9 protein-coding genes and 1 tRNA gene are annotated in these 14,296 nt (G+C 64.4%); 5 read left to right on the top strand and 5 right to left on the bottom strand.

The window, feature by feature from the left end:
- Window positions 1–164: 164 nt before the first annotated feature.
- Window positions 165–1,646, bottom strand: coding sequence for an aminoacyl-histidine dipeptidase (locus tag B071_RS0114455; protein ID WP_018527780.1), 1,482 nt, complete (start codon window positions 1,644–1,646; stop codon window positions 165–167).
- 140 nt (window positions 1,647–1,786) lie between these two features.
- Between B071_RS0114455 and B071_RS0114450 the strand changes: the two genes are divergently transcribed.
- Window positions 1,787–3,268: a ketol-acid reductoisomerase gene (locus B071_RS0114450; RefSeq protein ID WP_026245270.1), complete on the top strand. Its 1,482-nt coding sequence runs from the start codon at window positions 1,787–1,789 to the stop codon at window positions 3,266–3,268.
- 93 nt (window positions 3,269–3,361) lie between these two features.
- Here the strand turns inward: B071_RS0114450 and B071_RS17945 are convergent, their stop codons facing one another.
- Both B071_RS17945 and cysS read right to left on the bottom strand, forming a co-directional pair.
- Window positions 3,362–3,847 carry a SufE family protein gene (locus B071_RS17945; protein ID WP_083915029.1) on the bottom strand — a complete coding sequence of 162 codons (486 nt, stop codon included), beginning with the start codon at window positions 3,845–3,847 and terminating at the stop codon, window positions 3,362–3,364.
- Entirely contained in the window at window positions 3,832–5,490 is a 1,659-nt protein-coding gene (gene cysS, locus B071_RS0114440; protein WP_018527777.1) for a cysteine--tRNA ligase, read from the bottom strand. Before cysS ends, B071_RS17945 begins: the two co-directional genes overlap by 16 nt.
- A 103-nt stretch (window positions 5,491–5,593) precedes the next feature.
- Between cysS and B071_RS0114435 the strand changes: the two genes are divergently transcribed.
- Complete coding sequence (locus B071_RS0114435) at window positions 5,594–7,240, top strand: methyl-accepting chemotaxis protein (RefSeq protein WP_018527776.1); 1,647 nt, start codon at window positions 5,594–5,596, stop codon at window positions 7,238–7,240.
- Window positions 7,241–7,363: 123 nt separating this feature from the next.
- Entirely contained in the window at window positions 7,364–7,825 is a 462-nt protein-coding gene (nrdR, locus tag B071_RS0114430) for a transcriptional regulator NrdR (protein WP_018527775.1), read from the top strand.
- Window positions 7,826–7,956: 131 nt separating this feature from the next.
- Here nrdR and B071_RS0114425 read toward each other — a convergent pair.
- Both B071_RS0114425 and B071_RS20685 read right to left on the bottom strand, forming a co-directional pair.
- A tRNA-Met gene (locus tag B071_RS0114425) sits at window positions 7,957–8,029 on the bottom strand.
- Window positions 8,030–8,118: 89 nt separating this feature from the next.
- Window positions 8,119–9,126 carry a hypothetical protein gene (locus B071_RS20685; protein WP_498365813.1) on the bottom strand — a complete coding sequence of 336 codons (1,008 nt, stop codon included), beginning with the start codon at window positions 9,124–9,126 and terminating at the stop codon, window positions 8,119–8,121.
- A 2,747-nt stretch (window positions 9,127–11,873) separates the two neighbouring features.
- On the opposite strand from B071_RS20685, the gene B071_RS0114405 reads away from it, so the two are divergent.
- Window positions 11,874–13,154: an HD domain-containing protein gene (locus B071_RS0114405; RefSeq protein ID WP_018527772.1), complete on the top strand. Its 1,281-nt coding sequence runs from the start codon at window positions 11,874–11,876 to the stop codon at window positions 13,152–13,154.
- The gene (locus tag B071_RS17940; RefSeq protein WP_018527771.1) at window positions 13,144–13,926 is read left to right on the top strand and encodes a tRNA lysidine(34) synthetase; all 783 of its coding nucleotides are present in this window, start codon (window positions 13,144–13,146) and stop codon (window positions 13,924–13,926) included. The genes B071_RS0114405 and B071_RS17940 overlap by 11 nt, the downstream gene beginning before the upstream one ends.
- The last annotated feature ends 370 nt before the right edge of the window (window positions 13,927–14,296 follow it).

Here is a 14,296-nt window from a genome sequence, read left to right as displayed (position 1 = left end):
CTCCTCTCCCTCTCTCGAATCGCGGGGTCAAAACCGCAGGGCCAGGAATNGCGAGGCCGGAATCGCAGAAGCAGGGCCGCAGTGTCTCGGGCCGTNCCAGATCGAGCTATGACCCTGCCCCTTCGCCCCNGCCCCCCTGTCCGGCCTTCTCCTCACCCCAGAGGTTACCCCAGGGACTGAAGAAACTTCAGCAGGAACTCCCAGGTCCGCCCGGTGGATGCAATATGAAGCTTTTCCTCCGGGGTATGAACGCCCACGAGGTCGGGCCCCAGGGAGATCATGTCCATCTCGCCCACCCGGTCGCGAATCACACCGCATTCCAGCCCGGCGTGCACGGCCCTGACCTGGGGGTCCTGGCCCCGGAGCTCCCGGTAGACCTGGACAGCCCGTTCCAGCAGGGGGCTCTCAGCGTTGGGCGTCCAGGCGGGATACCACTCGCCCACNCGCACAGAGGCTCCGGCCAGCCGGGCCGGGGCTGCCACGTGGAGAGCGGCCCAGTCGATGAGACTGTTCCGGGACGAACGCTGACTGGTNAGAACCAGGAGGCGGTCACCGGAAACATCGACGGCAGCCAGGTTGTTCGAGGTCTCCACCAGACCGGGAACGTCCCGGCTCATGCCGAGCACACCCCGGGGAATGGCCAGGAGCAACTGGATGACCCGGTCGCAGCAGGATGGAGTGAGGACCAGCTCCGGCAGATCGGCCTCCTTGAGAGAGACTTCGAGCCCCGGTTCCAGCGACCCCAGCTCCTGCCGGAGGATTTCCTCCTGGCGGGCAACCAGACGCTGCACCTGTTCACGGTCTGTCCCCCCCGCCCCGGTGCAGGCCAGATCCACCAGAAGTTCCCGTGGAATGGCGTTGTGCTTTCCCCCACCCGAGAGGCTGGATACCATCACCTCGGGGAACTCCTGCCGGAGTACTGCCAGTATACGNGCTCCCAGGGCCAGGCTGTTGCCCCGTCCCTCGTGGATGTCCATNCCCGAGTGACCACCCTGCAGCCCCGTGATCTCCAGGCGGGCGCCCCAGGGTGCGCGGTCCTGGGGGGAACCCTGGGGAAAGGACTCCCTCACCAGGGGAAGCTCCATGTAGGTGTTGCAGCCACCCGCGCAGCCTATGTAGAAATAGCCCTCTTCCTCGCTGTCCAGATTGATCAGGACGCGCCCCGTGATGAGGGAGGGATCCATCTCCAGCGCACCGGTGAGACCCGTTTCCTCGTCCACCGTGAAGAGGCACTCCAGCGGCCCCAGTGGTTCATTCCCCCCCAGCAGGGCCAGCATCATGGCCACGGCGATCCCGTTGTCGGCTCCCAGGGTGGTGTTGTTCGCCCGCAGCCACTCGCCCTGACGAACCAGCTCTATGCCCTGCCGGTCAAAGTCGTGACCGGTCCCCCGGTTCTGCTCGCAAACCATGTCCAGGTGACCCTGAAGGACCGTCACCGGCAGGTCTTCGTAGCCCGGTGAGGCCGGTTTTTCCACCACCACGTTGCCGATGGTGTCCCTTCGGGACGGCAACCCCCAGAGGCGGGCCTTTTCCAGGACGTAGTTCCGTATCTTCTCTTCCTTCCCCGATTCCCGGGGGATCGCCGAGATCTCGGCGAAAAACTTCCAGACTTCCTGTGGTTCCAGACCGTCGATTACACTACTCATGGAACATATAGTAAGACGAAAGACCCCGTCCTGCCCAGAGCAGAAATCCGCGCCCGGGGAGACCTCTGCCGGAGCGGCCGTATTGCCCCGGAGGGCTAGTCTTGTCGATCCTCCGGCGGTTCTGGTATGGTAGGGGTATTATGAAGTTCGATTTTACTACCCGCGTGTTCGAGAAAGAGAAGATCACGCTGGCCGGAACGGAAGAGTACATTGTGCGTGGCGGCCGCCACCTGTTTTCCAAACTGCCCGAGGCTTTCGCCGGTATCACGCGCATCGGCGTGATCGGCTGGGGCAGCCAGGGACCCGCCCAGGCCCAGAACCTGCGCGATTCTCTCAAGGAAGCGGGAAGTGATATCACCGTCACCGTGGGGCTTCGCAGCGGATCCTCGTCGTGGAGCAAGGCCGAGGCGGCGGGCTTTACCGAAGCGCANGGAACGCTGGGAGAGATGATGCAGGTGATCGCCGAGAGCGATATGGTACTGCTTCTGATCTCCGATGCCGCCCAGGCGGAGCTGTACCAGGATGTCTTCAAGGCGATGAAAAAGGGCGCCACCCTGGGGCTCTCCCACGGGTTTCTCCTGGGCCACCTGAACTCCCGGGGCGAGTCCTTNCCCGCCGATATGAACGTGATCGGTGTCTGCCCCAAGGGCATGGGNCCCAGCGTCCGGCGCCTCTACGAGCAGGGCCGAACCACCGAGGGAGCGGGAATCAACAGCAGCTTTGCCGTGGAGCAGGACATCGACGGACGGGCTACGGATTACGCCATCGCCTGGGCCGTTGCCCTGGGCGCACCCTTCTCCTTCATGACCTCCCTGGAGATGGAGTACCGCTCGGACATCTACGGCGAGCGGGGAATCCTCCTGGGGGCGGTTCACGGCCTCGCCGAGGCTCTCTACCGGCGCTTCATTGACCAGGGCATGACCCCCGAGCAGTCCTTCAACGAGACCGTGGAGAGCATCACCGGGCCCATCTCGAAGACGATCTCCCACGAGGGGATCAGGGCGCTCTACGGAAAGTTCACGGGCCAGGACAAGGAGACCTTCGAGACCGCCTACAGCGCGGCCTACCGNCCCGCCAGGGAGATCCTCCAGGAGATCTACGACGAGGTGGCCAGCGGGAACGAGATCAGGTCGGTCATTCTGGCGGGCNCACGCCTCCAGGAGTATCCCCTGGACACGATCGACAACACGCCCATGTGGAAGGTTGGNGCCGGAGTTCGCGCAGCCCGGACCNCCGGGNGCGCTCCCCTGAACCCCTTTACGGCGGGGGTCTACGTGGCAACCATGATCGCCCAGATCGATGTGCTTCTGGCGGCCGGCCACGTCTACTCCGANGTGGTGAACGAATCGGTGATCGAGGCTGTGGACAGCCTGAATCCCTACATGCACGCCCGGGGCGTGAGCTACATGGTGGATAACTGCTCCACCACGGCCCGCCTGGGAAGCCGGAAGTGGGCACCCCGCTTCGACTATCTCCTGTGCCAGCTGGGTTTCCCCCGCGTCGATGCCGGCGAAGGGGCGAACCGGGAACTCCTGGGAGCCTTCGAGNCCCACCCCGTTCACCAGGCCGTGGAGACCCTCCTGGCCTACCGGCCCAGCGTGGATATCTCCGTCCCGACCTGAGACGGTACCCCCCGCCGGGGGNCGTCTCCGCCTGCGGGCGGAGCCCCCGGCCGTATTCTGACCCGGGGGTCAGCCCGGAAATCACTCCGGGGTTCAGACTGACCCCGGATCCTCTCCCTCGTCGGCGAGTCGCCGGGCGGCTTTTTCCACCATGAGTTTATAGATATTCCCGAAGGCGTTGGCCCGGTTGGGGGTGAGCGAGGCCTTCAGATCGGTCTTGCGGGCGAAGGCCTCCACGGCCTCCTTTGTACCCGTGATGACATCCTCGGGGGTCAGTCCGCTGAGGGCATTCAGCAAAATGGCCAGGTACCCCCGAACCACGTGGGCGTCGGAGTTTCCCCGGTAGAAGATCCTTCCCTGATCGTACTCGTCCACGATGTAGACGTTGCTGATGCAGCCGTAGACGTAATTTTCCTCGGTACATTCCTCGGGGGAGAGTTCCTTGAGTTCCTTCCCCAGGTCCGTCAGGAGCCGGTACATCTCGAGGTTGTCGATCTCCCGGAGCATCAGGAGCTCTTCGGTGATCTCGTCGAAGTAGCCGTGCATGGCGGCCAGGTCTTTTGTCATGTTCGTGTCCATCCCGTGGTTCCATCCTTCCCGTCTTTGAGTTGAATGCCCGCAGCGCCGAGCCGATCNCGAATCGCGTCGGCCCTGGCGAAGTCCTTTTCCTCCCGGGCTTTCCTGCGGATCTCCATCAGGAGCTCCAGGGCCGCTTCCAGGGGGGCGTCGTCCGAGGCTGCGCCACCTGCTGCAGCGGGGGGGCGGAGGCCCAGAACGTCCCGGGAGAAGGCTACCAGCGTGCGGGCGGCGGCGGCGCGAACCTCCGGGGTTGCCTGGAGGTGAGCCTCGCCCTGGGTGAGCCGTCCCAGATCGAAGAGCGTGGCGATCGTCCGGGGCGTGTGAAAATCGTCGCTCATGGCGCGCCAGCACTCCTCGATCCGGTCGGCCACGGCCCGGGCGTGATCATCGCCCTCGGCGAAGGCCATGTCCCCCGGGGCGGGAACGGTGCGGCCCGATACGGCCAGGGAGTCCTCCCGGGGAGCGGCGGAGCGGCGGAGCGCGATATCGTCGAGGGAGGCCGCCCGGGGCGTCGCTTCCTCGCCGGAATGATCGGCCAGGTAGCGCTCGGCCTCCTGAACGGCGGCCATCAGGCGGGTGTAACCCTTNTCGGCTGCGGCCAGGGCCTGGCCGGAGAAGTCGATGGTGCTGCGATAATGGGACTGGAGCATGAAGAACCGCACCACCATGGGNTCCCAGGCCCGGTCGAGGGCGGGGTGGTCGCCGGAGAAGATCTCCTCCAGGGTGATAAAGTTCCCCAGACTCTTGGCCATCTTCTGCCCCCCCACGGTGAGCATATTGCTGTGGAGCCAGTAGCGGGCGGGGTCCTCCCCGAAGGCGCCGTGGCTCTGGGCGATCTCCGCCTCGTGGTGGGGAAACTGGAGGTCCAGCCCTCCNCCGTGGATATCGAAGGTCTCACCCAGGTAGCGGGTGCTCATGGCGGTGCACTCCAGGTGCCAGCCGGGGAACCCTTCTCCCCAGGGGCTGGGCCAGCGCATGATATGGCCCGGTTCAGCCCGCTTCCAGAGGGCGAAATCCAGGGCGTTCCGCTTCTCTTCCCGCCCCGAGGTGTTTCGGGTGTTCTCCAGGAGATCCTCGAAGACCTTCCCCGAGAGCGTTCCGTAGGGTGACCCCTGGAGGGTTTTCCCCTGACTCACGTAGCGGTTCAGATCGAAATAGACGGAGCCATCCTGCTCGTAGGCCAGGCCCGCCGCAAGAATCCGCTCGATCACCTGGATTTGCTCCACGATGTGGCCGCTCGCGGCAGGTTCTATCGAGGGAGGGAGGCAACCGAGGCTGCTGATCCCTTCGCGGTAGAGGAGCGTATAGCGCTGGACCACCTCCATCGGTTCCAGCCGTTCCAGGCGGGCCCGCTTCAGGATTTTGTCCTCCCCCGCCTCGGCAGCTTCGTCTTCCAGGTGCCCGACGTCGGTGATGTTCCGAACGTACCGGACCTGGTANCCCAGAAACCGCAGGTACCGGAAGACCGTATCGAAGGCCAGAGCCGCCCGGGCGTGGCCGAGGTGAGGATCGCTGTAAACCGTGGGACCGCATACATACATCCCCACGTGGGGAGGGGTGATCGCACGAAAGGGCTCCCGGGAACGACTCAAGGAGTTGAAAACGGTGAGCCCGATCTGCTCGTACAGTGGTTGATCTGCCATAGGGGGTAAACGGTACCGAGCCGGCGACCTTTCGGCAAGATCGAAAGCATCTTTTTTCCTGACCTGCGGGAAGATTCTTTTCCTCTGCGCTATACTTGGGGCAATGAAAAAACGAATTTCTTCACCCGTAGCAGGGAAAAGGGGCGTTGCCACGGCGGGGCTGGAACAGACCGTGGCCCTCTGGTTTGTGGCGATCCTCACGGTGATCGCCCTCATACTCGCGCCGATCTTTCTTTTCCTCCTGCAGAACCTCCCCGCTGCGATCGCTGCGGGCGTAGCCCTGGCCAACGGAGTGGCNTGCCTCGTTCTCATTTCCCGGGGACGGGTTGTCACGGGGGGGATTCTCTTTTTCTCTCTCTTTATCGTGATCATTACCTTTCTCGCCCTGCCCGATCTCGCCCCACCCGGTGAGTACGCCACGGTTCTTATCTCTGTGCTGGGGCTGCTCCTGGTGGTTATCTTCCCCACGGGTGTGGTGGTACACCCCGCCTTCCCCCTGGCCTCGTGCGCCGTGGCGACCACCATTCTGGGGTATCACATCTCGAGCAGCGCCTACCCCGCCCTCATCGCGAGGATACCGCTGTTCTCGGTGGTGCTCTTTTTTGGTGGCGCGGCGGGCCTGGTGGTGGGGATCGTAACGCGGATTCTTCTGAAACAGGCCGCCGATTCGAGCGAGCAGAGTCAGCAGGCCCTGATAAAGCTCAGAACGATCATCAAGGAGATGAACGGGCTGCAGGAGCCGCTGGAGCACACCCGAAGCGAGACCCGGGATAACATGGGTGGCATCGAGACGATCTTCTCGGCCTATTCCGGCACGGTCTGCCAGATCAGCTCCGATGCGGGAACAATGCAGAGCAGCCTTCAGACCACGCAGAGCACGCTCTCCCGCGTTACCGAGGCCATGGCCCAGGTACTGCTCCGCCTGAAGGAGCAGGAAGAACGGCTCTGCGAATCTCTGGAACTCCGGGAGGAGCTGGACAGCACCTTGCACAAGACCTCCGGGGAGATCAGCCAGACCCAGGAGGCGGCCCGGCGCCTGGAGGAGGCCTGCAGGACGGGCGAGACCGATCTTGCCAGCGTCCTGAACCGGATCGGCCTGATCGAGCAACGCCAGACCCAGCTCACGGAGATCAACGCCATGATCCGGAATATCGCTGACCAGACCCATCTTCTGGCCATGAACGCCTCCATCGAGGCGGCCAACGCCGGGAGCGCGGGGCGGGGATTTGCCGTGGTGGCCCACAAGATCAGGTCCCTCGCGACCGACGCGAACCAGCGGTCCTCGGAGATCTCGTCGATTATCACGGAGATGAAAGAGGCCGTGGACGCTTCTACCAGCGATGGCGCACGGGCGAAGGATTCCTACGGCAGGATACACAAGGAGCTGGAGGAGGCCCGCAGGTATATCGAGACGATCGATGCCAGCACCAGGGGCTTTATCTCTTTCGGGGAGCGCCTTGGCCAGGATCTTGCTGCGGTTCACGNCGATTCCGAGCACGTGGCCGAGGTGGCCCTGGAGACGAAGACGAATCTGGACGAGTACCAGCGATCCTTCCAGGATCTCACGGCGAAGCTCCAGGAGGTCTCCCGCCAGATAGAGCTCCTCTCGTTCCACAACGAGAAGGGAGGCGAGATCATGGAAAAACTGACCCGGGTGAGGGAGCAAACCCTCCAGGTGGACCAGCAGGTTTCCGAACTGATCCAGCGATCCCTGGCGATTCGCATCGGGGAGGATTCCAGAGTCTCCTGAGTCAGCCCTGAGGAGCNACCCCGCCNCCCGGCGGNGTGNCAGAAAATTGCACAACACCCGTCGCTGTGGTACAGTGGGTCCCCGCGCGAACCTGCGGTACCTCAAGAAAGTCGGGAGAGGCCTGTGCGTTGTCCGAAGTGTACGTCCCTGGAAGATCGTGTTATAGAATCCCGGGCCCTGGCAGACGGGGGCACGATACGNCGCCGTCGCCAGTGCGACTGCTGCGGGTACCGCTTTACCTCCTACGAACGGATCGAGGAGAAGCCCCTCATGGTGGTAAAGAAGAGCGAGGCCCGGAGAGAGCCCTTTGATCGGGCAAAGCTGGAAAAGGGTATCCAGCAGGCCCTGCGGAAGCGCCCGGTGAGCCAGAACGCGATTCTCTCCATGATCGACGAGCTCGAGGAGGAAGCCACCCGGGAGGGCATGGATTCTCACGAGATCGCCGCATCCCGCCTGGGGGAGATGGTACTGAACCGCCTCTACACGATTGACCGGGTCGCNTACGTCCGGTTCGCCTCGGTGTATCGAAACTTCGAGAGTGTCCACGAGTTTATCCGGGAAATAGAGCAACTGGAGCAGGGGTAACGGCCGGGGGGACGCCCTGGAGCCCCCGGCGTGGCGGTCCACGGTGGCATTCTGGCCCCTGGCGCACCGGTGCCTGGCACACCGGCGAAACAGCAACAAAAAAGGCACANCCGGGGATGTGCCTTGAAAGATAGTGGCGAAGGGACTTGAACCCCTGACCGAGCGGATATGAGCCGCTTGCTCTACCGACTGAGCTACGCCACCCTCTGTTACGGTGACCNACTGTACCGAAAGNCCCCCGTTCTGTCAAGCCTGCGCNCCGGCCCGGAACGGGATTTTCTCCCGATCCGGCCCTAGACCAGATTATACCGCCGCGCCGCCTCCAGCAGCTCTCGCGTCCAGAGATTNTTGCGGGTAAACCCCACCCGGTCCTGGTGGTCCTCGATCCTGCTCGATCGTTCCTGACAGATTTTNACGGCCCGCCCCAGAATGGTGGCCCGGTCATCCTGATCGGGNGAGCGTTTCTCGGGGAGAACCGTAGCGTAGAGGTAGGTAAAGACCAGGGCCTGGGGGTCCCGGGAGACGCCGTTTCCAGACCGGGTGAGCCCGAAGAAGAGCGGTACCGCTTCGTCCATTCTCCCNGTCCGCGCCAGCGCCCAGGCCCGGCAGGCCGTGGCGAGGCGTCCCAGCTCGCTTGTCCCGGAGGCGGCCCCTACCAGGAGGTCCTCAAGAGGCGCAAAGCCGTTGTCCCAGGCGACGCCCANGTGAGGCCAGCGATCGCTCCCCCCCTCGATCTGGCAGACCTGATCGAGAAGCGGCAGGGCCCGGGCAAAGAAGCCCCTCCGGCAGAGCGCCTCGGCAAGAAAGAAGGTCTCTTCCGGGGAGAACTCACCCTCGTCCCGGGAGAAGATCTCTTCGATCTGCGGGTCCGATTTCCCCGAAGCTGCTTCGGGAGAAGAAACCCTCTCCCCCGATCGGTCGTGAAGAAAACAGAGGGCCCGTCGCTTCCAGGCCCGGGCGGTCTCCCGTACCGGCGCGAGTTCCCGCTCGCCGCTGTAGCGTTCGAGGAAGGCGAATCCTGCCCGAGCCTCGGAGTATTCACCCAATTCGAACCGCAGGCGAGCCCTGACAAACCAGGAGAGCACCAGCAGGTGGCTCGCCCCCGCCTCGAAGAGCCGGGGCTGAATCTCCCCGAAGATCCGGTCCGCCCGGGTGTAGTTCCCCAGGAGAAAGCAGTGGATACCCTCAAGAACTCTGGCTTCGCACCATACCAGCGTATCCCGGGNCCCCTCGTCCTGGGCGAAGGAAATATACTGGCCCGACTCCCTGAGCTGNCCCTGATACAGGGCGATTCGTGCCATCAGAAGGTGGGCCATACCCCGGCAGGACCGCCCGNCCTGACNGTGCTGCTCTGGTCGTTCCTGGTTCAGGAGCACGGCTTTCTTGCAGAGTTTCTGCGCCCCGGCGTAATCCCGGCAGGCCATCTGGTATTCCCCCAGGGCGAGAAGCAGGTCACTCTCCCAGGGAGCGGGGGCCCGGACCTCNCCGGAGGAGAGNCGATCTGCCAGAGGGGAGAGGCGCTCCACCAGAGACGGGGACTCTTCGGGNCCTTCTGCCCAGCGGAGGGCAAGACGNAGCTGCGCGCTCTCGAGGCTGCCNCGGGTTTCCCGGAGAATATCCCGGGGAATCTCCCGGGCGAGTTCCTCCAGCTCTTCCTTCCCGCCTCCTTCGGCACACCGCTGGAGAAGCGGATGGAGAAGGGAGGCCTGCTCCTCCCGGGAGAGACCGGTACGCACCAGGTCCCACATCTCCGGAACCAGGGCACGGGTGCCCGCCATAACGGCCCCGGCGAGGTGGCGCGAAACCTGCTGTTCCAGCTCAGATCGTTCCCGGGGAGAGAGAAGCTCCCCGGCANCACAGGCCACCGCCTCGTGAACTCTCGGGGGNGTCAGCGACGGGAGAAGNCCGAAGTACAGGAGNTCCCGCAGGGCGTGACTCTCCTCTGCCACGGGGATTCCCGCGCNGCGGCAGAGTTCGTCCAGGAGGGTGATTCCCCCGCGCCCCCGGAGGAGGTACACCAGGAAGAGAACGCGCCGGTGCAGCGGGTTCAGCCCCTGGCGAAGTATCCCGGCCAGANCGCGGCCTGAACCGAAGGAGGTTTCCCAATAGCGAAGGGCCCGACCGAACTCACCCCGGTACCGCGCTTCTTCGGCCGAGGAGAGCAATGAGGAGGAGGGAGCGATATCTCCCTGGGAGGAACGGTCGGTCCGGGAGGAGGAATCAGTCGGCGAAGAGAGGTCGGTCACCACCCAGGGTCCATGATCTTCCCCGGGAGGGGCCGTGGCAGAGACAACAAGGAGAGCTCCCGCAGCAACCTCGGGAATCCACGAGAGAAACTCCCGGGCTCCCCCCTGACAGAGGTCTCCGTCGGCCAGATAAACCCGGCGGCGGGAGTCGCTCAGAAAAAAGCGGCGCACCAGAAAGGCTGCCGTGGCCCGAAGGTCGTGGTCGATCATGGTGCGGGCCAGATACCCCCGGCCAGGNTCCCNCAGCTGTTCCCGNAGNGCNCCGTACACCCGGTCTTCCTCGGANCGTTCCGACGCCGGAACGGGTGTGTCGGGGATCGCCTGGATAACCATGCGAAGGAAGTCCCGNCGCGTTGCGGCCCGGGAGCACTGGATCACCACGGCGGGNCTCGAANCGGCAACCTCCAGGGCCGCCTCNATCCAGGCGGCCAGGGCCGACCGGTCGGGACCGCAGAACCAGAATCCCCCGGAGCTCTCGTCCCCCGAGAGGACCTGAAGAATGCTCCCGATTTCCCGGTCCGGCTGGTTCTGGTCTGGCTGGCTTTGATCGGCCNGGCTCTGGTCTGGCTGGCTCCGGTTCGCCCTGGCCGGGCCCCGGTGCCCGGGGCGGCACAGGGTCGCGTCGCGCTGCTGGCTGCACCGCAGGGCCTGGCTGTAGGGCCCCGGCCTGGCCTGGTCGGCCCGGACGAGAGAGGCCACGCGAAAAAGGGCCCCCTCCCTGACCAGCTCCAGGGCATCCCGAAAGTACTCCGCCGCTTCTCCCGTGAGATACAGCGCGTTTTCCTCCCGAGCCGCCGACAGTTGCTGAAGGAAGCCCGGGAAGGCCTCGGCCGCGCCGGACCGGTCCCTGAGGTCGGCAGCGAGAAGCACGGTGTAATCCAGCAGGTTTTCCGCGCAGTCAGCAAGAAAGGACCGAAGGCCCAGCAAGAGCTCGCCCATTATCTCCCGGGTCTCCTCGAGCGAGGAGACCCGGGAGGGGTTCTCCTGCAGAAAGAGGAGCTGATCACCGTCGTGACGAAGCGGAATGAAATCGTACCGGCCCAGGAGTTCTCCCAGGTCCAGCAGAAATCGCCGCTGCCAGGAGGGNTGAATCCGGGCCATCTGATGAAGCCCACCCGCTTCTACTAGAATAGCGTACATTTCCTGTAAGTATCGGCCAGGACAGGGGGGGAATTAATAACCCTGACCGGTGGCGAGGCTCCTGCGGCGCGACCACTCCCGGGGAATCACCTCCCCGTCCACAAAAAGCCCCTCTTCGCGGTAGAGAAGGACCCGAAAGGCTCCGGAACGGTAGAAAAGCAGCAGTTCCCGGGGCGAGTCCCCGGNNGGGGAAGAANCGGGAGCCGGGGCTACCCCGTAGGCCGCGATGAACCCCCGGGCACCCGAGAGGGCCCGCAGGAGCTCCCCCGGGAGATATTCCCCCAGGGAAGGCGCAAAATCCTGGAGAGGCANCTCCGCACTCCCGGGACTCACCAGCCAGGCCACGAGGCGCTCCCCCTCGGGGCAGAGCAGGTCCAGNTGATCCCGCGAGGNGAGGGTCGCCCGGGGAGGNACCTCCGAGGGNGGNCCNAAAAGATCCAGAACGGTTCTGGCCGTCTCGTCGCGGAGAGAGCGCAGCCGCAGGGGCTCACGATCCTCCGGGGGAGTCCCGGCCTGAGCTATCCCGGCCCGGGCCGTCCCGGCGAGGGGGCTCCAGAGCGCCAGCAANACCGCCAGGGCTCCCGCCAGAGTCCGGCAGGTTCTGAAAATACCCGGTCTGCTCATTGCCACAACCTCACCCGGCAATGGTAGTATAGTCGGCCATGACGGGACAACAGGAAATACTCCGATACCTCGACGAGGCCTTTACCGAGCCTGTACGGGACCCGCTCTGGGGCCATATCCATCTCACCCCGGCCCTGCTCTCCCTGGTGGATACCGGGGCCTTTCAGCAGCTGAGCCGGATCCGCCAGCTGGGCCCCACCTATCTGGTCTATCCCGGNGCGACCCATACCCGGCTGAACCACAGCCTGGGTGTACTCCACCTGGCGCGACGGCTGCTCCAGCAGCTCCTGCGTCACCCCGAAACGCCCCGCCTCTCCCTGCAGGGGGTCCGGTCCTTTCTGGCTGCGGCACTGCTCCACGACCTGGGCCATTTCCCCTACACCCACAGCTTCAAGAGTCTGCCCCTGCGGGAACACGAGGAGCTCACGGGTCTGCTGGTGCAGTCGGGAGAGATGGCCCACAAGCTCCGCCACAACCTGGAGGTAGCGCCCGAAACGGTGGCGGCCATCGTNGACACGAGCCTGCCCGCAGGAGAGGATCGGGAGATCCCCTTCTACCGATCGCTGCTCTCGGGGAGCCTCGACCCCGACAAGCTGGACTATCTGAACCGGGACGCCTTCTTCTGCGGCGTACCCTACGGGATCCAGGATGTGGACTTTGCCCTGGCCAGGCTCGTTCCCGCCGGTGACGGCCGGATCGGGGTCGATCAGGCCGGGGTGGCCGCTGTGGAGACGGTCCTCTTTTCAAAATACCTCATGTACCGGGCGGTCTACTGGCACCGGACGGTGCGCGTTGCCACGGCGATGATAAAAAACGCCGTCTACCGGGCCCTTCAGGAGGGCGTCCTCGTCCCGGAGGAACTCTACGGGCTGGATGACGAACTGCTCCTCTCGCGCCTGGACGAAGAGACCTTTCCGCCCTTCGAGCTGATCCGCCGGGTGGGCCGGAGGGACCTGCTGAAACCTCTGGCGGAGATCCCCTTCTCGGAGAAGATTCCCGGCCATCGCCTGGTGGAGGACAATCNGCGCCGCCAGGAGCTGGAGGCGGAGATCGCCCGGGACCTTCGCGGCCGGGGCCACCGGTCCCTCCAGGACCATCANGTTCTGCTGGACCTCCCCGACGCGATCTCCTTCGAGGCCGATCTGCCGGTACTGTCCCGGGAGGTCTCGAACTTCTCCGAGGAGAGCGTCTTCTCCCCCTCCGTGGTGAGCCGCTTTACGGCGACGCTCCGGAAGATCCGCCTCGTGGCGCCTCCCGAGACGGCGCGCACCATGGGTGACCCCCTGCAGTACCTCCAGGAGCTGCTCCATGGCCGATAACATCCGGCGTTTTGACGAGATATCCCGCTATCTCCGGGAGCAGCCGNCCCCGGTGATCATGCGNTTTCTCCGTTATACCGGGCGGGGAATCAACCGCCANNACATGATCGGCCAGGGGGATCGGGTTCTGCTCTCCGTGTCGGGGGGGAAGGACTCCCTGGCCATGGCCCTGGCCCTGCGGCTCCGTCTGCGCTTTCTTCCCATCACCTACCGTCTTGAGGCGGCGCTTGTGGACTGGCGGGAGCACCCCCACGCCCCGGAGTCCCTGGATGCGCTCCACCGCTATTTTGAGGCCCTGGAGATTCCCTTTACGGTTCTCACGGCCGATATGCGGCCCGATTCCTTCGGCGGGCGTTTTGACTGCTACCGCTGCGGCAGAAACCGGCGGCGCATCCTCTTTGATCACGTCCGGTCCTGGCCGGAGCGGCCCCTGATCGCCACGGGCCATCACCTGGACGACATCGTCCAGACCACCCTGATGAACCTCTTTTTCCGGGGGAGTTTCTCCACCATGATGCCGGTCCAGCCCTTCTTCTCGGGGGAGCTGGCCGTGATCAGACCCCTCTGTGAGGTCCGGGAAGAGCTGGTCCGGGCGGTCTCGGAGAGCCTGGATCTGCCGGTGACCTCCATCGACTGTCCCTTCCACACAACCAATGTGCGGGCACGAATCCGGCCGCTCATCGAGGAGGTGGCCAGAATCAACCCCCAGGTCCGGGAAAACATCAACCGGGCCCACACGAATATCGATCATCAGTATCTGCCCGAGTTGTGATCACCGCCATGATGCAGTACAATCACGGGAGAGATGAAGCAGAACCGTCTGATGCAGGAGCGAATCCACCGCGTGAGTGTCCTGGTCCGCGAACTGGGCTACGAGATGCACCCCGGGGATCTCTCGGAAGAGAGCTACGATGCCGCCTTTACCACGCCCGACGGCTTTGAGGCGGACCTCTTTATCGATGCCGACTCCAAGTTTCTGGAACTGGCNTATACCTTCACCTTCTCCGGAGCCATGGCTGATTTCGTGCGGGAGCGTATCGAGGAGATCATGCATACCCTCTACGAGTTCGGCTGCTACTTCACCCTCCAGATCGCCGACGAGGAGATCATCCACACGGTCTGCTCCAAGATCTACTTCGCCG

The sequence above is a fragment of the Alkalispirochaeta alkalica DSM 8900 genome (genome assembly GCF_000373545.1).
Classification (GTDB): Bacteria; Spirochaetota; Spirochaetia; order DSM-27196; family Alkalispirochaetaceae; genus Alkalispirochaeta; species Alkalispirochaeta alkalica.
The sequence above is the reverse complement of the archived record's forward strand: the minus strand, read 5'-3'. Positions and strand labels throughout refer to the sequence as shown.

Coding starts and splice junctions, on each gene's coding strand:
- B071_RS17945 (WP_083915029.1), bottom strand. CDS start 3,847: ATGGACACGAACATGACAAAAGACCTGGCCGCCATGCACGGCTACTTC.